This is a genomic window from Variovorax sp. F042 (assembly GCF_057814215.1).
The window spans coordinates 247,998-266,001 of sequence record NZ_JBVASX010000003.1 but is presented as its reverse complement, the minus strand read 5'-3'; the positions used below and the strand labels follow the sequence as shown (position 1 = coordinate 266,001).

Sequence of the window (18,004 nt, the reverse complement as noted above, 5' to 3'; positions counted from 1 at the left end):
CGTTCGGGTACAGTGGGCGCCCCTTGCCGCAGCCGACCCCGCCCGAAACCAGTTCCCCGCACAGCATCCGCCTCGAGGCGGTGACGCTGGTGCGCGGCAACCAGCATGTCTTCGAGGGGCTGACGCTCAGCCTGCAGGAGACGCGCATTGGCCTGATCGGCGACAACGGAGCCGGCAAGAGCAGCCTGTTCCGCCTCATCAGCGGACTCGATCAGCCGCAGCAGGGGCGCGTGGTCGTGCATGGCTGCGACACGCAGGCCGACCGCAGGCAGCTGTCGAAGCACGTGGGGCTGATGTTCCAGAACCCCGACGACCAGATCATCTTTCCGACCGTGGCCGAGGAACTGGCGTTCAGCCTCACGGCGCGCGGTGAAACACGGCAGGCGGCGCGGCAGCAGGCGCGCGATTTTCTTGCGCAGCGCGGGCTCGAAGCCTGGGCCGGGCGCGCCGTGGGCGAGCTGAGCCAGGGGCAGCGCCAGCAGGTGTGCCTGCTGGCCTTGCAGATCAGCGAGCCCGCCACGCTGCTGCTCGACGAGCCCTTTGCCAGCCTCGACCTGCTGAGCCAGGCGCGATTGGCCGCGCAGCTCGAGGCGAGCGACCACCAGATCCTCGTGTCCACGCACCTGCTCGAACACGTCTACGACTTCGAACGCGTGCTGTGGCTCGAACAAGGCAAGGTGCGCGCCGACGGGCCGGGCCGCGAAGTGTGCGAGGCCTATGCCGAGAACGTGCGCGAGCGCGCTGCGGCAGAGCGGGGTCGCCATGCGTAGCCTCTATTCGGAGCAGCCGACGTGGATGCATGCGATTGCGGCGTGGGTCAAGCTCGCGGTGCTGTCGGTGTGCGGCACGCTGCTGGTGCTGGTCGAGCGGCCGGTGCATCTGGCCGTTGCCTGTGCGGTGGTGCTGCTGATCTTCGTCTCGCTCGGGCCACCTGCGTGGCGCCGGGTGCGCATGCTGGTCGGCGTGGCGGTCGCTGGCGGGCTGATCGTCGGCTTCCACTGGGCGATGGGCACGACCCCGCTCGGCGTGGCCAGCGCATTGCGCCTTGCCAGCGCGGCCACGCTCGCGCTGATGCTCACGCTGACCACGCGCTTCGAAGACCTGCTGGCGGTGCTCGAAGCGGTGCTGCATCCGCTGCAGCGCCTTGGCGTGCCGACCGAGCGGATCGCACTGGGCCTTGGCCTGATGCTGCGCTTCGCCGAAAATTTCTATGTGCAGTGGCAGCGCCTCGACGACGCCTACCGCGCGCGTTCAGGCCACGGCGGCGGCCTGCGGCTGCTGGCGCCGCTGACCATCCGCACGCTGCAGACGGCGGAGCGCGTGGCCGATGCGCTGGCCGCGCGGCTCGGGCGCTGAGCTTCCTTCCTTTTCCTAGATAGCGATTGCCATGACCACCACTTCAGGCTCCCTCACTTCGTCCCGCTCCCTGTCGTACATCGCGCTGTTCGCAGCGCTGATGGCGGTGTTCGGCCTGATCCCGAAGATCGACCTGCCGTTCGGCGTGCCGATCACGCTGCAGTCGCTGGGCGTGATGCTGGCGGGCTGCCTGCTCGGGCCGCGCCGTGGGTTCCTGGCGATTGCGCTGTTCCTGCTCGCGGTGGCACTGGGCCTGCCGCTGCTGCCCGGCGGCCGCGGCGGCCTGAGCGTGTTCGTGGCGCCGGCCGGGGGCTTCCTGTTCGGCTGGATGTTCGGGGCCCTTGCCTGCGGCTTGCTGATGCGCCTTGCCGTGCGTCGCATGGCCGGGGCCACGGGCGTGGGGCTGCTGGTTGGGGCTTTTGTGTCGTCGGTGGTCGGCGGGATCGTCGTGGTCTACGGCTTCGGCATCGTCGGGCTTTCGTTGATCGCCCATATGTCGCTGCCGCAGGCCGCGCTGGCCATGCTGGTGTTCATTCCCGGCGACCTGATCAAGTGCGGCATCTGCGCGATGCTCGTGCAGACGGTGATGCGCGGCATGCCGGGCTGGCGGCTCGACCGCGACTGAGCTACTTGCCGCGTCGCCTGAACACGGTGGCCGAGAGGTAGTCCTTGCGCGGGCCGTGGACCGTGTGGCGGATGGCGAAGGAGCCGTCCGCCAGAAAGCGGTAGCTGCTGTCGTAGGTGTCGGGCGTGCACAGGTGCGTGGCCGAACCGGCGAGCGCATCGCCGTCGCGCATGATGCCGATGGCGTGGAACAGGCGCGGCGGGGTTTCGGCAAAGTGCACCACGAAGCCGCCCGGGGCGCGCTCGAAGAGGTATTCGCGGTGGCCGTCGAATTCCTTGCCGTCGGCAAGGCGGATCCGGCCCTCTTCGCGGTACTTCAGCATCCCTGTCTCGAGCGGCGTGAGCACGGCTGTGCCGGTCATGGAGGCCTGGCCCTCGATGGTTCGTTCCAGGTCCCATGCACCCACCAGCCTGTCGAAGACAGTGTCCGCAGTGCCCCAGGGGGGCGGGGGTGGAAAGGCAGGGGCCGGCGCGCTCATGCAAAGACTCTACGACAAGCCCTGATCTCCCTTTGGAGCAGCTGATTGTTTCCACTTCGTGAACGCCGTGGTTCTTTTCTCTAAGGGTTTTTACTTAGACAACGGCGCACAATTCATCTCACAGACCGGCCCCAAAGCCGATCTGGGTGAACAGGGCCCCGAGCGAGGTGGCCGCCCCCGGAGGGACGGTGACCCACCCAAGACCGGTTCGAAATCATCCAAAGAACTGAAACGAATTGAAGGACATCCAAATGACCGCCTCTAAGCTCCTCTCCGCTATCTCCATCGCCCTGCTGGCCGCTGCCGGTGCCGCACACGCTGAAACGTATGAAGGCGTGCACCAAGTGACCTCGGCCGCCAGCCGCGCCGACGTTGCCGGCCAGGCCGTGGTTGCAGCCCATAGCGCCAACCCCTATGCCACCGGCGCCGACGCAGGCCCCGCTCGCGTGACCGTCTCGACGACCAGCCGTGCCGCCGTTCGCGCCGATGCAGTTGCCGCTGCACACAGCGCTGACCCTTATGCCGAAGGCGCTGCCGCTGGTGTCGCACCGGTCGTGGCAAGCACGGTCGACCGCGCCGCGGTGCGTGCCGCAGCCCGCGCTGCCGCTCGCGGTGACGCACTGCCGCTGTAATCACTCCCCCGACAGGGGCTGAGACAAAAGGCCGGGCCATGCGATGCATGGCCCGGCCTTTTTGCGTCTGGCTTGCTGCGCCTGGTCAGCGCGCGGGCAGCGGCCGCAGCGCGGCGATGAGGAAAGGCGCGTTGTCGTCGTCGGTCGGGTCGTGCAGTTCGACGAACCATTGCGCGGCGTTGCCGTATCCGGAGCCTGCGCTGAGTTCGCAGGCATAGAGCAGCCGCCCTGCCCGCGCATCCTCCCGGGACGCGATGGCTTCATCGCAGCACTCATCGACCAGCGACCCCGTGCCATCGGGCGCATCGACGAGGGACCGTCGCATCAGCCGCATGACGATGCGTTCCGGCGCCACCGTGCGTTCGCCTTCCCGCGCAATGGGCACCGTCGCGCGCAGCCGCAGTTCGAACGGCTCGCCGACGCGAAAGCCTTCCCCGCGCTCCAGCGATATGTTCTCCAGCGCCACGCGCACCCGGCGGCGCTCGCGCAGCCTCGTGACGACGAGCAGCACCGCCGACACCGAGAAGACCCCGAAGAACGGCAGACCCACCGCCAGCCAGAGCCATTGCCAGCCACCGGCCAGCGCCCAGGTCATTGCCTGGAAGCCGAAGACCGCCATGAACACCAGCACCGCGAGCGCGACCAGCCATGCGGCCCAGTCGGCGGCCGACTTCGGCGCGCGCTCCGTGGCCTGCGGCGCGCGCGAGGTCCATTCGGTGGGCAGCCTTTCGTCGTCCGGCTGGGCGATCGGGTCGATGGATGAATGGCGCTGCAGCATGAAGAGCCGCCGAGCATAGCCAGTCGCGCAGCAAGCAGGCAGCACCACGCCGGTGCGGCCCCCGGCCATGTGGCGGAGCTGCCTTCGCCAAAAGGCGCATTGCCTTGCCACGGCGCATCCTTCATGATTGCGCGGCGCGGAAGGGGTGGCCGCAAGACTTCATGCTTTCGCATTAGTGCGTCATCGTGGTGCGGCCGGGTGAAAATACGAGCACGCTTCCGTAAGGAAAAAAGAAAGCATGATCCCGTTGCAGCCGAGGCGGCAACCCAACACGCATGGCCCTTACTCTCGACCCCGAAGACACGCGCGGACGCATCCACGACCTGGTGTGGAGCGGCTTTTATCCCGACGCCGATGTCGAATGGCTGATCACCGACGAGTACCTCGATCCCGATGAGATCACCGCCGAAGACCGGGCCTGGGTCAAGGCCGAGGCCGCAAGTGCATGCGCCGCCAAGCGCGCGGCCGAGGCCGGGTGGCCCGCGCAGACCGAATACGACCGGCTCGAAGCCGTGTTCGCGCAGCTGCGCAGCGAAAAGATCATTGCGCTGCATCGCGCAGGCAACACGCTCGCCGATGGCCACGACGACGTGCGCGAGCAATGGCGCGCCGCGGGCCGCATGGACTCGGGTATTCGCGGCTGCTGCTTCTATCACGCGCAAGACCTCGATGCGGCGGTGCGCACCGGCCGCCTGCACCTGGCCTTCAGCGGCGGCATGATCCCCGAGATCGAGCAGCGCGAAGCCAACACCGTGGTGGTGGGCCACCGCATCGCCGAGCTGCTGCGTGCGGCCGGCTTCGGCGTGCAATGGAGCGGCAACATCGACCAGCGCATCGAAGCCGACCTCGGCCAATGGCGCAAGCGCGGCCCCTCCGCGTGAGCGTGCAACAGGCCTGGCAGCCGCCGCGCCGCATCGACGCGATCGATTTCTGGCTGCGCTCGCGGCTGCTGGCCACGGCCCATGCGTTGCGCGAGACACTGCGGCCTTCGGCCCGGCGCTGGCACGGCGGCGACAGCGCACTGGCCGACGCGCCGGTGCTCGCGCAATACCGCACTCCCTTGTGGTCCGACGGCCGCGCCGAAGAATTTCCGCTCGTGGCCGGCAAGGTGCAGAACCTGCGCGTGGCGCGCCGTGCCTTCGATGCCATCGAGGTGCCGGCAGGCGAAGTGCTGAGCTTCTGGCGCCAGCTGGGGCGGCCGGGCGCATGGCGCGGCTTCGTGCAGGGCCGCGAGCTGCGCGGCGGCTGCGTGGTGCCGACGCTGGCCGGCGGGCTCTGCCAGCTGTCGAACGCGCTCGCCACCGTGGCGGTGCGCGCGGGCTTCGAGCTGGTCGAGCGCCACGGGCACACGGCGCGCATCGAGCAGGCCGGCGCGGCCGACGGTGACGCGGTCGATGCGACGGTGTTCTGGAACTACGTCGATCTCAAGCTGCGCGCAAAGCATGCGTGGCGGCTCGAAGTGGAATTGACCGACAGCGAGCTGGTGCTGCGCATCCGCGCGCGTTCTGCGCTGGCGGCACCGGCTGCGCCAGTCGTGCTGCGCCGAACGTATGACGACGCGGGCGCAGCACTGCCATTGGCGCGCGGTTGCCTGAGTTGCGAACAGACCTCCTGCTTTCGCCATCGTCCCCAGGTCGACGTCGGCCCCGAGGGCCGCGCGGCGGTGTTGGTCGATGGCTGGACGCCGGAGTTCGCTCGCTACCTGCGAGAGGAACATCCACACGCGCAGCGCCTGCAGCCGGCGCCGCTGCGGCTTGCGTTCTGGCGTCTGCCCGCGACCGGCTGGCACCGTGAGACAGCAGTGCCCGCGCAGACACTGTGGGCCGTGAGCTTGCGTCGCGCGCTGTGGCAGCGGCTCTGGGCGCGGCATGCAGGCCGGAGGCAGGCGAGCCTGATCGACGGCCAGCGCTGGCTCGCGCAAGCCTTGGCAAGCCGACTGACGCCGGAGCACACCGAACTGGTGGTCGAGCAGGCTCTGCTGCCGCACCTGCAGCGCATCGGTGCGCTCGACGGGCGCCGCGTCACCGTGCTGGCCAGCGCGTTGCCGATGGCCGAAATCGAACATCGGCTCGATGCCGCGGCCCGGCACTGGCCCGGTGACGGAACGCTGCGCGACTTCCGCGCAGATCCGTCGCTGGTGCGCGCCGAGACGCTGGCGCTTGCCCGCGCGAAGGCCGTGGTCACGCCGCATGCAGATGTCGCCCGGCAGCTCGCCAAGCTGGCACCGCAAGCAGCATTGACGCGGTTCGACTGGATGCTGCCCCCGGTCAAGGCTGCTGCTTTCATCGAACGCAGGGGGCCGCCGCTCGTCGTGTTCGCCGCAAGCGCACTGGCACGCAAGGGCGCGCGCGAACTTGCCGCGGCGCTGCAAGGCTGGCCGTACCGGCTGCGCGTGCTGGGCTCGCCTTCGGATGACGCGCAGCTCTGGCGCGGCATCGCGCACATCGAACACATGAACTGGCAAGGCGACTGGCTGGCCGGCGCCAGCGTCGTCGTGCTGCCCGCGCACGTCGAGCACGCACCGCGCGCGGTGCTGCGCGCCGTGGCGGCCGGGGTGCCCGTGGTGGCCTCGACCGCATGCGGCCTCGCAGGCTCGACCGGCGTGCGCGAGGTAGCACCGGGCGACGTCAAGGCCCTGCGCGCCGCATTGCAGGCTGCTTGCATCCCCTGAACGGAGAGGACAGATGGCATCGATCGAACAGGCCCGCGCGGCGCTGGCTTCCCATGGCGCGCTGGCGCCGCAATCCGCCGCCGAGCATTGGCGCGGAGAGATCCCTCTGCCGGCCGCCATCGAAACCTTCTACGCACAGGTCGGCCCGCTCGGCGAGTGGATCAACGACCGCGTGGGCCATGCGGGCCTCACGGTGCCGACCGCTGGCAACCCCTTCAGCATTCCGACGCTCGCGCGCCTGTGGGAGCTGCAGGCCGGCTACCGCTGGCACGGCATCACCGGCGAGCGCATTGCCGACTGGCCCGATCACTGGCTGGTGGTGGCCGACCAGGGCGCGGACCCCTTCATCTTCGACCTGAACACAGGCGCGATACAGTTCGCCCGGCATGGCGAGGGTGTGTGGAAAGACGATGCACCGATCTTTGCCGACATCCTCGAGATGGCCGCGTGCCTCGGCACTATCGGCCACGTGTGGGACGAGGCGGGCGAGGACATCTTCATGGACGACGATTCCGTCAACCCGGTGCACCGCGCGCGCCTGATCGAGCGGCTCACGCCGCTGATTGGCGCCAGCGAGGCCGGCGACATCGCGGACCTGTTCGACTGGTAGTCAGCTGGCGCGCCGCAGGAAAAACAATACGGGAGCAGCACTTCAATGACCATCGACCTCCAGACGCTCAAGTGCGGCGAATGCGGCAGCAGCGTGCTCAAGCGCACCGGCCTCAACGAATACACCTGCGACCACTGCGGCTCGGTCACGCTGGTGGAAGACAACGTGTCCGACCGGCTGGAGCGCGTGCTCAACCAGGTGAAGAATGAAGCCGGCCGCCGGCTCGCGGCTGAAGAGGCTCTGAGGCAGAAGCTGATGCTGCGCAAGGTCGGCATAGCCATAGCCATCCTGCTGGGCGTGGTGCTGGTGTTTCGCGTGGTCGGGCTGTTTCTCTTCGACTCCCGCGACGCCGCGTCCGGTGCACCGCGGTCCGTGGTGGCCGCTGCGGTCGACCGCACCATTCCCGTCGATGGCCTGAAGCTCAACGAGCCGCGCCAGGTGCTGGTGGGCAGCGGCAGTTCGGCCATGCCCAAGCTGCTGGTGGTGGCGCGCAACGAAACCGGCAAGTCGCTGTCGCGCGCGGGCATTCGCGCCACGTACTACGACGGCGACAGCAAGCTCGACGAGCGCAGCGAGATGCTGCCGGTGTCCGTGCTGGAGCCCGGCGAAAGTGCGCCCGTGTTGATCGACATGCCCAGCGGCAAGAACGTCACTCGGCAGGAGCTGCGCGTGCAGAAGCTGGCCGAGCCCTACAGCGCGGTGCAGGGGCCGCGCATGGCCTTCTCGCGCGTGCGGCTCATCCAGCAGGGCGAGCGCGTGCGGCTGGTGGGCCGCATCGCCAACGACCGCAAGGACGCCACGGTGCTCGGCGGCTTCGAGGTGCTGGTCACGCTGTACGACGACGCGGGGCAGGTGATCGGCTTCGGCCACGGCTACGGGCAGGCCAACGAGATCCAGCCGGGCACGCGGACTTCGATGGACGTGAGCATCGCGCGCTTCGGCCGCGCGACGGCCATTGCGGCATGGGACTACCGCATCGGCTACAGCACGGTCGAGTCGTCGGGCACGCGCACGCCGGTGCTGAACGCCGACCGCGTGATCCGCACGGTGGGCGGCCCCGAGTCCTTCAACCCCGAGCTGCGCCTGGGCACCGACGACCTGCTGGCCGACGACAGCGAGCGCTTCGACGACAAGCAGCTCGAACTGCTGCCGCTGGTGGACGGGCGCAACAACATCCAGCAGCGGCTGTTCCTGGGCGAGCTGGTGAACCGCAGCACCGATGCAGTGGTGCTCGCGCCGGGCGGCGTGATCTCGCGCTTCAGCGGCAGCAAGGCGCATGGCACGACCAACATCGCGGGGCTGGCGTATCTCTATCCGGGCGAGCGCTTTCCGATCTTCCTCGAGCCCGAGGACATGGAGCGCATCACCGCGACTCGCATCGAATGGAAGCCGATGCGCCGCGCGGCATTGCCGGGTCCGCGCAAGCCGCTGGAGGTGAAGGTGACGGGCACCAAGGCCGAAACCGGCAGCGTGCTGCTCAACTTCAGCCAGCGCTTCAACTACAAGAGCGTGGAAGTCACGGGCAGCGTGAAGAACCCGGGCACGGGCATCGTCGGCAAGGTGCGGCTGTGGGTCAGCCTGCGCGACCGCAACGGGCAGCTCACGGGCTTCAAGCTGGTGGAGAACCTGCCGGCCATCGCGCCGGGCGAGAGCGTGCCGTTCCAGGTGAACGTGGAGCAGAACGGCCGCGACTTCGCGAGCGTGACGACGCTATACCAAACCGAATAGCCCCTCGGGCGACGGCGTTGGGCGGTTCGCGCCATGATCGCGCCCATGATTCCGTTATCGATCCTCGACCTTTCACCGATCACCGAGGGCAGCGACGCCGCGCAGTCGTTCCGCAACTCGCTCTCGCTGGCGCAGCATGGCGAGAAGCTGGGCTACACGCGCTACTGGCTGGCCGAGCACCACGGCATGCCGGGCATTGCGAGCGCGGCCACTGCCGTGCTGCTGTCGCACGTGGGGGCGGGCACTTCCACCATCCGCATCGGTGCAGGCGGCGTGATGCTGCCGAACCATTCGCCGCTGGTGATTGCCGAGCAGTTCGGCACGCTGGAATCGCTGTACCCGGGGCGCATCGATCTGGGCCTGGGGCGCGCGCCCGGCTCCGACCAGCGCACCGCGCGGGCCTTGCGGCGCAACCTCGAATCGGACGCGGACCAGTTTCCGCAGGACGTGATCGAGCTGATGGACTTCATGTCGAAGACGCCGCAGCAGCCAGTGCGGGCCGTGCCCGGCGCGGGGCTCGAAGTGCCGGTGTGGATCCTCGGCTCCAGCACCTTCGGCGCGCAGCTCGCGGCGCACCTGGGGCTGCCCTACGCCTTTGCCTCGCACTTCGCGCCGCAGCAGATCATGCAGGCCATCCAGATCTATCGCGAGACCTTCAAGCCGTCGGCACAGCTGCAGAAACCGTATGTGATGCTGGGCTTCAATGTGTTCGCGGCCGACACCGATGAAGAGGCCGAGTTCCGCGCCACCTCGTGGCAGCAGGCCTTCGTGAACCTGCGCAGCGGCCGGCCGGGGCGCCTGCCGCCGCCGGTGGAAAACTATCGTCAGAAGGTCGGGCCCGCGGAGAACGCGCTGCTCGACTCGGTGCTGTCGTGCTCCGCGGTGGGTTCGGTCGAGACGGTGAAGAAGGGCGTGGAAGCGTTCGTCGCGCGCACCGGTGCCGACGAACTCATGATCACCTCGCAGGTGTTCGACCACGCTGCCCGGCTGCGCTCTTATGAGCTGCTGGCCAACGCGTTCGGACAGGCGCCGAAGCAGTAAAGCTCAGGCCCGCTTGCGGGCTTCCTCGTCCACGAGGTCCTTCTTCGAGAGCTTGCCCACGGCGGTCTTGGGCAGCTCAGGCCGGATCTCCAGCGCGCCGATCATCTCGTGCTTGCCGAGGCGGTCCTTCAGGAAGGCCTTGAGCGCATCGAGCGTCAGTTCGCTCGCGCCTTCCTTCAGCTTCACGAAGGCCTTGGGCGACTGGCCGCGGTACTCGTCGGGGATGCCGATGACGCACACCTCGGCCACCGAGGGGTGCTCGTACACCGCCTCTTCCAGCACGCGCGGGTAGACGTTGTAGCCGCCGCACAGCAGCATGTCCTTGGTGCGGTCGACGATGTAGAAGTAGCCGTCGGCGTCCATCTTCGCGACGTCGCCGCTGCGGAAATAGCCGTCGGCCGTCATCGACTCGGCGGTTGCCTTCGGGTTGTTCCAGTAGCCCTTCATCACGTTCGGGCCCTTGATGCACAGTTCGCCCGGCTCGCCGAACGCGGTGACGTCCTTCGCCGGATCGTCCAGGCTCACGAGCTTGATGCGCACCTGCGGCAGCGGCATGCCGCACGAGCCCGCCTTGCGCACGCCGCGTGCGGGCGTGAAGGTGCCCACGGGCGAGGTCTCGGTCATGCCCCAGCCTTCGTTGAGGTGGCAGCCGGTGAGCTCGAAGAAGCGCTGCTCCACCTCCACCGGCAGCGGCGCGCCGCCAGAGCCGCAGAACTTGAGCGAGCGCAGGTCCATCTCCTTGGCCTTGGGGTGCGCGAGGATCGCGGTGTACATCGTCGGCACGCCGGGGAACACGCTGATCTTGCTGGCCGCGAGCTCGTTCATCACCGCGTCGACATCGAAGCGCGTGTGCAGCACCAGCGCCGCGCCCAGGCGCACGCCGAGCAGCATCGCGGCGCTGAGCGCGAAGATGTGAAAGAGCGGCAGCACGACCAGGAAGCGTTCCGCCCCTTCGGCCAGGATGGGCGGGTCGCCCTTGGTCGACTCGTAGTACTGCGCCGAGGCCGACGTGAGGTTGGCGTGCGTGAGCATCGCGCCCTTGGGCAGGCCGGTGGTGCCGCCGGTGTACTGCAGCACCACGATTTCTTCGGCGAGGTCGCCAATCGGGTGGGTCTTGTGCGTGCCTTCGCTTTTCAGCAGCTCGGTGAAGCGCACATGCCGGTCGTCGGTGGGCACGGGAGCGATCTGGCCTGCGCCCTGCAGCTGGGCCTGCACCTTGTCGCCCATCGCGCCGTAGTCGCCGAGGCTGCCGACCACGAGCTTTTGCAGGCGCGAGTTGTCGAGCAGGCGCGCCATCTGCGGGTACAGGTTGACGAGGTCCAGCGTAATGAGGATGTCGGTGCGGCTGTCCTCGATCTTGTGGGCCAGCACGCGCTCGGCGTCGAGTGGCGAGTAGTTCACCACCGTGCCGCCGGCCTTGAGCACGGCGAAGAAGGCGATCGGGTAGTGAGGCGTGTTGGGCAGGTAGAGGCCGACGTGCACGCCAGGCTTCACGCCCAGGTCTTGCAGGCCCTTGGCGGCACGGTCGACCGCGGCGCCGAGCTGGCGGTAGGTGATGGCCTGGCCCATGAACTCGACGGCGGAGTGGTCGGGCCAGCGCTCGACGGCCTCGTCGAGCATCTGCTGCACCGGCTTCACGGGCAGTTCGGCGTCCCAGCGCATGCCGGGCGGGTAGGCGCGTGTCCAGGGGGTGTTGTCGCCGGAAAGGGCGGCGGGGGAGGGGGTGGCCATGCGTCTTGTCTCCGCTGTGCTTTGCGGCACTTTAGCGCCGGCCTTTCGCATCGTGGGGCGGTAGCTGACAAGCCGGCGACAGGGGTTTTCCCGATTTCCCACACACGGGAAGCCCCTACCGCCGGGCTGGGACAATGGCGGGCTTATGGCAAAGCAACGGATCGTGGTGGGACTGAGCGGCGGAGTGGACTCCGCGGTCACGGCGCACCTGCTCAAGCAGCAGGGGCACGAGGTGGTCGGCATCTTCATGAAGAACTGGGAAGACGACGACGACAGCGAATACTGCTCGTCGAACATCGACTTCGTGGACGCCGCCAGCGTGGCCGACGTGCTGGGCATCGAGATCGAGCACGTCAACTTCGCGGCCGACTACAAGGACCGCGTGTTCGCCGAGTTCCTGCGCGAATACAAGGCCGGCCGCACGCCGAACCCCGACGTGCTGTGCAACGCCGAGATCAAGTTCAAGGCTTTTCTCGACCACGCCATGCGGCTGGGCGCTGAGAAGATCGCCACCGGGCACTATGCGCGCGTGCGCCTGAACGAGGCCACCGGCAAGCACGAGCTGCTGAAGGGGCTCGATCCCTCGAAAGACCAGAGCTACTTCCTGCACCGCCTGAACCAGGCGCAGCTGTCGAAGACGCTGTTCCCGGTGGGCGAGCTGCACAAGACCGAGGTGCGCCGCATCGCCGAGGAAATCGGCCTGCCCAACGCGAAGAAGAAGGACTCGACTGGCATCTGCTTCATCGGCGAGCGGCCGTTCCGCGATTTCCTCAACCGCTACATCTCCAAGGAGCCGGGCCCGATCAAGGACGACCGCGGCCGCAAGCTGGGCGAGCACCAGGGGCTGAGCTTCTACACGCTGGGGCAGCGGCAGGGGCTGGGCATTGGCGGTGTGAAGGAGAAGGGCGCGCAGCGCGGCTCGGGCGACCACTCGCCGTGGTTCGTGGCGCGCAAGGACGTCGAGAAGAACACGCTGTGGGTGGTGCAGGGGCACGACCATCCGTGGCTGCTGTCGTCGGTGCTGAAGGCGGACGATGCGAGCTGGGTCTCCGGCGAGGCGCCGGTGCCGGGCGGCTACGGCTCGAAGGCGCGCTACCGGCAGGCCGATGCGGCTTGCGAGATGGATGCTGGTGATGCCGCTGCGTTCGGCTTGCGCTTCGGCGAGCCGCAGTGGGCTGTGACGCCGGGGCAGTCGGCCGTGCTCTATGACGGCGAACGCTGCCTTGGCGGTGGCGTCATCGTCTGACTATTCAGGGCGCTGACCGCACCGATTCGTCGACGTGGACTAGATCCAGCGGGTGGCGTTTGCCGGCCAGATGGTCTTCGATGCACTGCAGCAGCAGCGGGCTGCGATGCCGCGCCACGCTGGCGCGGATTTCGTCCGCCGTCATCCAGATGGTGCGCACGATGCCTTCGTCGAGCGGTCGGCCTTCTTCGAATGCACCCAGGATGCCTGTGAAGGCGAAGCGCATGTAGGTGGTGTCTTCGCCGCGCTCGGCCAGCGGGCGGGAACGCGCCATATAGACACCGATGAGCGCTGTTGGCGTGAAATGGTGGGCGGTTTCTTCGAGGGTTTCGCGCGCACAGCCCTCGGCCGGGGATTCGCCGGGGTCCAGGTGGCCTGCGGGAGTGTTGAGCCGCAGGCCGTCGCTGGTCTGCTCCTCGACCAGCAGGAAGTGCCCGTCGCGCTCGATTACCGCAGCCACGGTGACGTTGGGTTTCCAGCGCGGGCTTGCCATGGGAGTTACCGTGTTTTGGGCGCTTATTTCAGCACGTAGCCGCTGAAGCGCCAGACGCGGTCGCTGTCGAGGTGAAAGCTCACGAGTTCGCGCAGCGTGCCGTCAGGCTTGTTCGTGAAGCGGGTCTCGTATTCGACGCTGACGTACTGGCCGGCCGTCTCGCTGTCCGCGTCGGCCACGACCTGGCGATTGACTGCCACCCAGGTGCGCATCTGCGGTGCGCCAATTGGGGCGCGGCTCCTGGCGACTTGGCTGGTGAAGTCGGCGCGCGTCACGCGCTTGCGGGTGGCCGGGGTGGCGCCGTCCCACAGTTCGCCGGCCTTGCCCTGGTCGATCATCTGGATCGCCAGCATGCCGCCGCGCACCATGTCGCTGGCTTCGACCTCCTGCGCAGCGGCCGGGCTGAACCAGCTCCAGAACAACGTGGCGGCGAGCAGCAACCGGATCATCGAATTCATTCGTCTCATTCCTTGTGGCGCAAGCACATGACGGCGGGGTGCCGTTGGAGACTGTAGCGTGCCGGAGATTCCCGACTCAGCGCGCGCTGATGCTGGACAGGGCATCGGCTTCGATTGTTTCCAGCCGGTAGCCCAGGCCGTAGATGGCCAGCAGCAGGAAGCCGTTTGCGGGGCGCAGGTCGAGCTTGGTTCGCAGGCGCGAGACATGGGTGTCGAGCGAGCGCGACAGCGCCTCGATGCCCAGGCCCCAGACGGCCTCGTGCAGGTGCTCCCGCGAAAGCAGTCGCCCGACGTTCTGGAACAGGAACAGCGCGAGCTCGTACTCCCGGTTCTTCAGCTCGACCTGCACGCCGCGAACCTTCAGAACGCGCGAGGGCGGATAGAAGTGGTAAGGGCCGAAGACCAGTTCCATCTCGTGCTGGGCCGGGTAGGACCGGCGCAGCAGCGCGTTCACACGCGCTTCGAGTTCGCCGGCACGGGTGGGCTTGACCATGAAGTCGTCCGCGCCCGCGTTGAGGCCTTCGACCATGTCCGCCTCGTCACGCTTGTCGGTCACGAAAAGAATGGGAAGCCGGCTGTTGAGTTCGTGACGGATGGACCTCACCACGTCCGGGCCCTCCATGTCGGACAGGTTCCAGTCGAGTATCAGCAGGTCGAAGGTCTGCCGGCGCATTGCCTGCAACAGCGCTTTTCCTTCCGTGTAGGGATGGCACTCGTGCTCGAGTGCCGCCATGGTTCGATTGATTCGCTTGAATTGATCTACACCGTCATTGAGTACCGCGATTCGCATTCCATCCCCTTCTTCCTCCCCTTCGTCAGTCTCTGTGAACTGGCGATTGGGCTGAAGTGTATCTATCTGCGACTAACGTAAAGTTTTTGAATTGCAACTAATGCACGCAAATCGAGGTTTTCAGTTCACTTGTTAACGAAGTTAACGGCAGTTGAATACAAATCGAGATCCTGAGTGGAAGGCGTTATGGGTGGACATCGACAACTGCTCGCTGGACAAACCGCCTGGAGTCCGGCCTGCGCGAGGTTGGACACGTGCCGCGGTCTTCGCGAGGCGGCTATCGAATACCCGAATTTGCTATCAATTGAATAGCGATGCCGACAGCATTCATCGGCACTTTGGGGTCAAAACCACAGAGCGTTTTGGCGACGGCGGGCGGCTGTAATCTTGCTGTAAGCTCTGCCCGCATTCCCTGTGCCCCCTTGCTCTGAGGAGATCTCTATGCTGATAGGCGTGCCCGCCGAGACACTGGCTGGCGAAACCCGCGTGGCTGTTACACCTGAGACGGTGAAAAAACTGGTCGCCTCAGGGCACTCCATACGGGTGCAGTCGGGGGCCGGCGTTGCAGCCAGCGTCACCGATGCCGCGTACCAGGCCGCAGGCGCCGAGATCACCGACCAGGCCGGGGCCTTCTCCGCCGACATGGTGCTCAAGGTGCGCACGCCCACCGATGCCGAAACCGCGCTGCTGAAGTCCGGCGCCGTGGTCATCGGCATGCTCAATCCCTTCGACGCGGCCGGCCTGCAGCGCCTGGCGGCTGCAGGCGTCGTCGGGTTCGCGCTCGAAGCCGCACCGCGTACCACCCGCGCCCAGAGCATGGACGTGCTCTCGTCGCAGGCCAACATCGCCGGCTACAAGGCCGTGATGATCGCGGCCGACAAGTACCAGCGCTTCTTCCCGATGCTCATGACGGCGGCCGGCACGGTGAAGGCCGCGCGCGTCGTCATCCTCGGCGTGGGCGTGGCGGGCCTGCAGGCCATCGCCACGGCCAAGCGCCTGGGCGCTGTCATCGAGGCATCCGACGTGCGCCCCAGCGTCAAGGAGCAGATCGAATCGCTCGGCGGCAAGTTCATCGAAGTCTCGTACGACACCGATGAAGAAAAAGAAGCCGCGGTCGGCGTCGGCGGCTATGCCAAGCCGATGCCCCCGAGCTGGCTCGCGCGCCAGCAGGTCGAAGTCGCCAAGCGCGTGGCGCTGGCCGACGTCGTCATCAGCACTGCCCTCATTCCGGGCCGTGCCGCGCCGACCCTCATCACCGAGGACATGGTCAAGTCGATGAAGCCGGGTTCGGTGATCGTCGACATCGCCGCAGGCAAGGGCGCGGGCGGCGTGGGCGGCAACTGCCCGCTGTCGGAAGCCGACAGGACGGTGGTGAAGCACGGCGTGACCATCGTCGGTGAAACCAACCTCGCGGCGCTCGTGGCGGCCGATGCCTCGGCGCTCTACGCGCGCAACGTGCTCGACTTTCTCAAGCTCATCGTCACCAAGGAGGGCGCGCTGAAGATCGACCTCGAGGACGACATCGTCGCCGCCTGCCGCGTCACGCAAGACGGCCAGGTCACGAAGAAATAACGCCCGCCGAGGAGAAGAACATGGACATCGTTTCGCACACAGTCATCAACCTGATCATCTTCGTGCTGGCCATCTACGTCGGCTACCACGTCGTGTGGACCGTCACGCCAGCGCTGCACACGCCGCTGATGGCAGTGACCAACGCCATCTCGGCCATCGTGATCGTGGGCGCCATGCTGGCGGCCGCACTCACCGACACGCCGCTGGGCAAGACCATGGGCGTGCTGGCCGTGGCGCTGGCCGCGGTGAACGTCTTCGGCGGCTTCCTCGTCACGCGGCGGATGCTGGAGATGTTCAAGAAGAAAGAAAAGAAGGCCGTCGCACCGAAGGCTGAAGAGGGAGCCGCCAAGTGAGCATGAACCTCGTCACGCTGCTGTACCTCGTTGCCAGCATCTGCTTCATCCAGGCCCTCAAGGGCCTGAGCCATCCGACCACCTCGATCCGCGGCAACATCTTCGGCATGACTGGCATGGCAATCGCCGTGCTGACCACCGGCGCGCTGATCTACAAGCTCGCCAGCGGCAACCTCAACGGCCTGGCCTACGTGCTGGTCGCGCTGGTGCTCGGCGGCGGCCTCGGCGCCTACATGGCCAACAAGGTCGAGATGACCAAGATGCCCGAGCTGGTCGCCTTCATGCACAGCATGATCGGCCTGGCCGCGGTGTTCATCGCGGTGGCCGCAGTGGCCGAGCCGCATGCCTTCGGCATCGCGATCAAGGGCGACCCGATCCCGAGCGGCAACCGGCTCGAGCTGTTCCTGGGCGCGGCCATCGGCGCCGTTACTTTCAGCGGCTCGGTCATCGCCTTCGGCAAGCTCTCGGGCAAGTACAAGTTCCGCCTGTTCCAGGGCGCGCCGGTGCAGTTCGCGGGCCAGCACATGCTGAACCTCGTTCTGGGCCTGGCCACCATCGGCCTGGGCCTGGTGTTCGTCTTCACCGAAAGCTGGCCGGCCTTCTTCGCGATGCTGGCGCTGGCCTTCGTGATGGGCGTGCTCATCATCATCCCGATCGGCGGCGCCGACATGCCGGTGGTGGTGTCGATGCTCAACAGCTACTCGGGGTGGGCGGCCGCGGGCATCGGCTTCAGCCTGAACAACGCGATGCTGATCGTGGCCGGTTCGCTGGTGGGCTCTTCGGGTGCGATCCTGAGCTACATCATGTGCAAGGCCATGAACCGCTCGTTCTTCAACGTGATCCTGGGCGGCTTCGGCGGCGAGGCGGCCACGGCCGGCGGCGCGGCCAAGGAGCAGCGCCCGGTGAAGACCGGCAGCGCCGACGATGCGGCCTTCGTGCTCGGCAATGCCGAGACGGTGGTGATCGTGCCGGGCTACGGCCTTGCAGTCGCACGCGCGCAGCATGCGGTGAAGGAACTTGCGGCCAAGCTCACCGAGAAGGGCATCACCGTGAAGTACGCGATCCACCCGGTGGCGGGCCGCATGCCCGGCCACATGAACGTGCTGCTGGCGGAGGCCGAAGTGCCCTACGACCAGGTGTTCGAGATGGAAGACATCAACGGCGAGTTCGGCCAGGCCGACGTGGCGATCATCCTGGGCGCCAATGACGTGGTGAACCCCGCCGCGCACACCAAGGGCAGCCCGATCTACGGCATGCCGATCCTGGAGGCCTACAAGGCGAAGACCGTCATCGTGAACAAGCGCTCCATGGCCGCCGGTTATGCCGGGCTGGACAACGAGCTCTTCTACATGGACAAGACCATGATGGTCTTTGGCGATGCTAAAAAAGTAGTGGAAGATATGGGCAAGGCCATCGAATAGGCCGAAGGTCCCTGCCCGCAC

At 67.2% G+C, this 18,004-nt stretch carries 19 protein-coding genes; 13 read left to right on the top strand and 6 right to left on the bottom strand.

Going from position 1 to position 18,004, the window contains the following annotated elements; genetic code table 11:
* The first annotated feature begins 23 nt into the window (after positions 1 to 23).
* From ACZYSP_RS14065 to ACZYSP_RS14055, 3 genes are read left to right on the top strand one after another with little or no spacing between them, the layout of a single operon-like run.
* Entirely contained in the window at positions 24 to 770 is a 747-nt protein-coding gene (locus tag ACZYSP_RS14065) for an energy-coupling factor ABC transporter ATP-binding protein (protein WP_093076914.1), read from the top strand.
* Positions 763 to 1,356: an energy-coupling factor transporter transmembrane component T family protein gene (locus tag ACZYSP_RS14060; RefSeq protein ID WP_093076915.1), complete on the top strand. Its 594-nt coding sequence runs from the start codon at positions 763 to 765 to the stop codon at positions 1,354 to 1,356. Before ACZYSP_RS14065 ends, ACZYSP_RS14060 begins: the two co-directional genes overlap by 8 nt.
* A gap of 31 nt (positions 1,357 to 1,387) precedes the next feature.
* Complete coding sequence (locus ACZYSP_RS14055; protein WP_093076917.1) at positions 1,388 to 1,981, top strand: biotin transporter BioY; 594 nt, start codon at positions 1,388 to 1,390, stop codon at positions 1,979 to 1,981.
* Position 1,982: 1 nt separating this feature from the next.
* Here ACZYSP_RS14055 and ACZYSP_RS14050 read toward each other — a convergent pair whose 3' ends face one another.
* The gene (locus tag ACZYSP_RS14050) at positions 1,983 to 2,459 is read right to left on the bottom strand and encodes a DUF6314 family protein (RefSeq protein WP_093076918.1); all 477 of its coding nucleotides are present in this window, start codon (positions 2,457 to 2,459) and stop codon (positions 1,983 to 1,985) included.
* A 251-nt stretch (positions 2,460 to 2,710) separates the two neighbouring features.
* Between ACZYSP_RS14050 and ACZYSP_RS14045 the strand changes: the two genes are divergently transcribed.
* On the top strand, positions 2,711 to 3,091 hold the full coding sequence (locus tag ACZYSP_RS14045; RefSeq protein ID WP_093076920.1) for a helicase SNF2: 381 nt from the start codon (positions 2,711 to 2,713) through the stop codon (positions 3,089 to 3,091).
* A gap of 85 nt (positions 3,092 to 3,176) precedes the next feature.
* Here the strand turns inward: ACZYSP_RS14045 and ACZYSP_RS14040 are convergent, their stop codons facing one another.
* A complete protein-coding gene (locus ACZYSP_RS14040) occupies positions 3,177 to 3,938 on the bottom strand; it encodes a hypothetical protein (RefSeq protein WP_256216758.1) in 762 nt (253 codons plus the stop codon).
* 206 nt (positions 3,939 to 4,144) lie between these two features.
* Between ACZYSP_RS14040 and ACZYSP_RS14035 the strand changes: the two genes are divergently transcribed.
* From ACZYSP_RS14035 to ACZYSP_RS14015, 5 genes are read left to right on the top strand one after another with little or no spacing between them, the layout of a single operon-like run.
* Positions 4,145 to 4,750 carry a DUF6891 domain-containing protein gene (locus ACZYSP_RS14035; protein ID WP_093053937.1) on the top strand — a complete coding sequence of 202 codons (606 nt, stop codon included), beginning with the start codon at positions 4,145 to 4,147 and terminating at the stop codon, positions 4,748 to 4,750.
* Positions 4,747 to 6,540, top strand: coding sequence for a VanW family protein (locus ACZYSP_RS14030; RefSeq protein ID WP_256216759.1), 1,794 nt, complete (start codon positions 4,747 to 4,749; stop codon positions 6,538 to 6,540). Before ACZYSP_RS14035 ends, ACZYSP_RS14030 begins: the two co-directional genes overlap by 4 nt.
* Positions 6,541 to 6,553: 13 nt before the next feature.
* Positions 6,554 to 7,150, top strand: a complete 597-nt coding sequence (locus tag ACZYSP_RS14025; protein WP_093076923.1) for a hypothetical protein — start codon at positions 6,554 to 6,556, stop codon at positions 7,148 to 7,150.
* Positions 7,151 to 7,195: 45 nt separating this feature from the next.
* A complete protein-coding gene (locus ACZYSP_RS14020; RefSeq protein WP_093076924.1) occupies positions 7,196 to 8,878 on the top strand; it encodes an FxLYD domain-containing protein in 1,683 nt (560 codons plus the stop codon).
* Between the two features lie 45 nt (positions 8,879 to 8,923).
* A complete protein-coding gene (locus tag ACZYSP_RS14015) occupies positions 8,924 to 9,919 on the top strand; it encodes an LLM class flavin-dependent oxidoreductase (RefSeq protein WP_093054262.1) in 996 nt (331 codons plus the stop codon).
* 3 nt (positions 9,920 to 9,922) lie between these two features.
* On the opposite strand, the gene ACZYSP_RS14010 is transcribed toward ACZYSP_RS14015, so the two are convergent.
* Positions 9,923 to 11,650: a long-chain-fatty-acid--CoA ligase gene (locus ACZYSP_RS14010; RefSeq protein WP_093076926.1), complete on the bottom strand. Its 1,728-nt coding sequence runs from the start codon at positions 11,648 to 11,650 to the stop codon at positions 9,923 to 9,925.
* A 145-nt stretch (positions 11,651 to 11,795) separates the two neighbouring features.
* Between ACZYSP_RS14010 and mnmA the strand changes: the two genes are divergently transcribed.
* On the top strand, positions 11,796 to 12,896 hold the full coding sequence (gene mnmA / locus ACZYSP_RS14005) for a tRNA 2-thiouridine(34) synthase MnmA (protein WP_093076927.1): 1,101 nt from the start codon (positions 11,796 to 11,798) through the stop codon (positions 12,894 to 12,896).
* Positions 12,897 to 12,900: 4 nt separating this feature from the next.
* Here the strand turns inward: mnmA and ACZYSP_RS14000 are convergent, their stop codons facing one another.
* From ACZYSP_RS14000 to ACZYSP_RS13990, 3 genes are all read right to left on the bottom strand, one after another.
* Positions 12,901 to 13,389: an NUDIX hydrolase gene (locus tag ACZYSP_RS14000; protein WP_093076929.1), complete on the bottom strand. Its 489-nt coding sequence runs from the start codon at positions 13,387 to 13,389 to the stop codon at positions 12,901 to 12,903.
* Between the two features lie 23 nt (positions 13,390 to 13,412).
* Complete coding sequence (locus tag ACZYSP_RS13995; RefSeq protein WP_093076930.1) at positions 13,413 to 13,847, bottom strand: DUF4019 domain-containing protein; 435 nt, start codon at positions 13,845 to 13,847, stop codon at positions 13,413 to 13,415.
* A 76-nt stretch (positions 13,848 to 13,923) separates the two neighbouring features.
* On the bottom strand, positions 13,924 to 14,637 hold the full coding sequence (locus ACZYSP_RS13990) for a response regulator transcription factor (protein ID WP_093053953.1): 714 nt from the start codon (positions 14,635 to 14,637) through the stop codon (positions 13,924 to 13,926).
* 441 nt (positions 14,638 to 15,078) lie between these two features.
* On the opposite strand from ACZYSP_RS13990, the gene ACZYSP_RS13985 reads away from it, so the two are divergent.
* The 3 genes from ACZYSP_RS13985 to ACZYSP_RS13975 are packed head-to-tail and all read left to right on the top strand — an operon-like array spanning position 15,079 to position 17,983.
* A complete protein-coding gene (locus ACZYSP_RS13985; protein ID WP_093076932.1) occupies positions 15,079 to 16,209 on the top strand; it encodes a Re/Si-specific NAD(P)(+) transhydrogenase subunit alpha in 1,131 nt (376 codons plus the stop codon).
* A gap of 20 nt (positions 16,210 to 16,229) precedes the next feature.
* Complete coding sequence (locus tag ACZYSP_RS13980) at positions 16,230 to 16,562, top strand: NAD(P) transhydrogenase subunit alpha part 2 (RefSeq protein ID WP_093053957.1); 333 nt, start codon at positions 16,230 to 16,232, stop codon at positions 16,560 to 16,562.
* Positions 16,559 to 17,983: an NAD(P)(+) transhydrogenase (Re/Si-specific) subunit beta gene (locus ACZYSP_RS13975; RefSeq protein WP_093076933.1), complete on the top strand. Its 1,425-nt coding sequence runs from the start codon at positions 16,559 to 16,561 to the stop codon at positions 17,981 to 17,983. Before ACZYSP_RS13980 ends, ACZYSP_RS13975 begins: the two co-directional genes overlap by 4 nt.
* The last annotated feature ends 21 nt before the right edge of the window (positions 17,984 to 18,004 follow it).

Coding starts and splice junctions, on each gene's coding strand:
- ACZYSP_RS14060 (WP_093076915.1), top strand. CDS start 763: ATGCGTAGCCTCTATTCGGAGCAGCCGACGTGGATGCATGCGATTGCG.
- ACZYSP_RS14055 (WP_093076917.1), top strand. CDS start 1,388: ATGACCACCACTTCAGGCTCCCTCACTTCGTCCCGCTCCCTGTCGTAC.
- ACZYSP_RS14050 (WP_093076918.1), bottom strand. CDS start 2,459: ATGAGCGCGCCGGCCCCTGCCTTTCCACCCCCGCCCCCCTGGGGCACT.
- ACZYSP_RS14045 (WP_093076920.1), top strand. CDS start 2,711: ATGACCGCCTCTAAGCTCCTCTCCGCTATCTCCATCGCCCTGCTGGCC.
- ACZYSP_RS14040 (WP_256216758.1), bottom strand. CDS start 3,938: ATGGCCGGGGGCCGCACCGGCGTGGTGCTGCCTGCTTGCTGCGCGACT.
- ACZYSP_RS14035 (WP_093053937.1), top strand. CDS start 4,145: ATGGCCCTTACTCTCGACCCCGAAGACACGCGCGGACGCATCCACGAC.
- ACZYSP_RS14025 (WP_093076923.1), top strand. CDS start 6,554: ATGGCATCGATCGAACAGGCCCGCGCGGCGCTGGCTTCCCATGGCGCG.
- ACZYSP_RS14020 (WP_093076924.1), top strand. CDS start 7,196: ATGACCATCGACCTCCAGACGCTCAAGTGCGGCGAATGCGGCAGCAGC.
- ACZYSP_RS14015 (WP_093054262.1), top strand. CDS start 8,924: ATGATTCCGTTATCGATCCTCGACCTTTCACCGATCACCGAGGGCAGC.
- ACZYSP_RS14010 (WP_093076926.1), bottom strand. CDS start 11,650: ATGGCCACCCCCTCCCCCGCCGCCCTTTCCGGCGACAACACCCCCTGG.
- mnmA (WP_093076927.1), top strand. CDS start 11,796: ATGGCAAAGCAACGGATCGTGGTGGGACTGAGCGGCGGAGTGGACTCC.
- ACZYSP_RS14000 (WP_093076929.1), bottom strand. CDS start 13,389: ATGGCAAGCCCGCGCTGGAAACCCAACGTCACCGTGGCTGCGGTAATC.
- ACZYSP_RS13995 (WP_093076930.1), bottom strand. CDS start 13,847: ATGAATTCGATGATCCGGTTGCTGCTCGCCGCCACGTTGTTCTGGAGC.
- ACZYSP_RS13990 (WP_093053953.1), bottom strand. CDS start 14,637: ATGCGAATCGCGGTACTCAATGACGGTGTAGATCAATTCAAGCGAATC.
- ACZYSP_RS13985 (WP_093076932.1), top strand. CDS start 15,079: ATGCTGATAGGCGTGCCCGCCGAGACACTGGCTGGCGAAACCCGCGTG.
- ACZYSP_RS13980 (WP_093053957.1), top strand. CDS start 16,230: ATGGACATCGTTTCGCACACAGTCATCAACCTGATCATCTTCGTGCTG.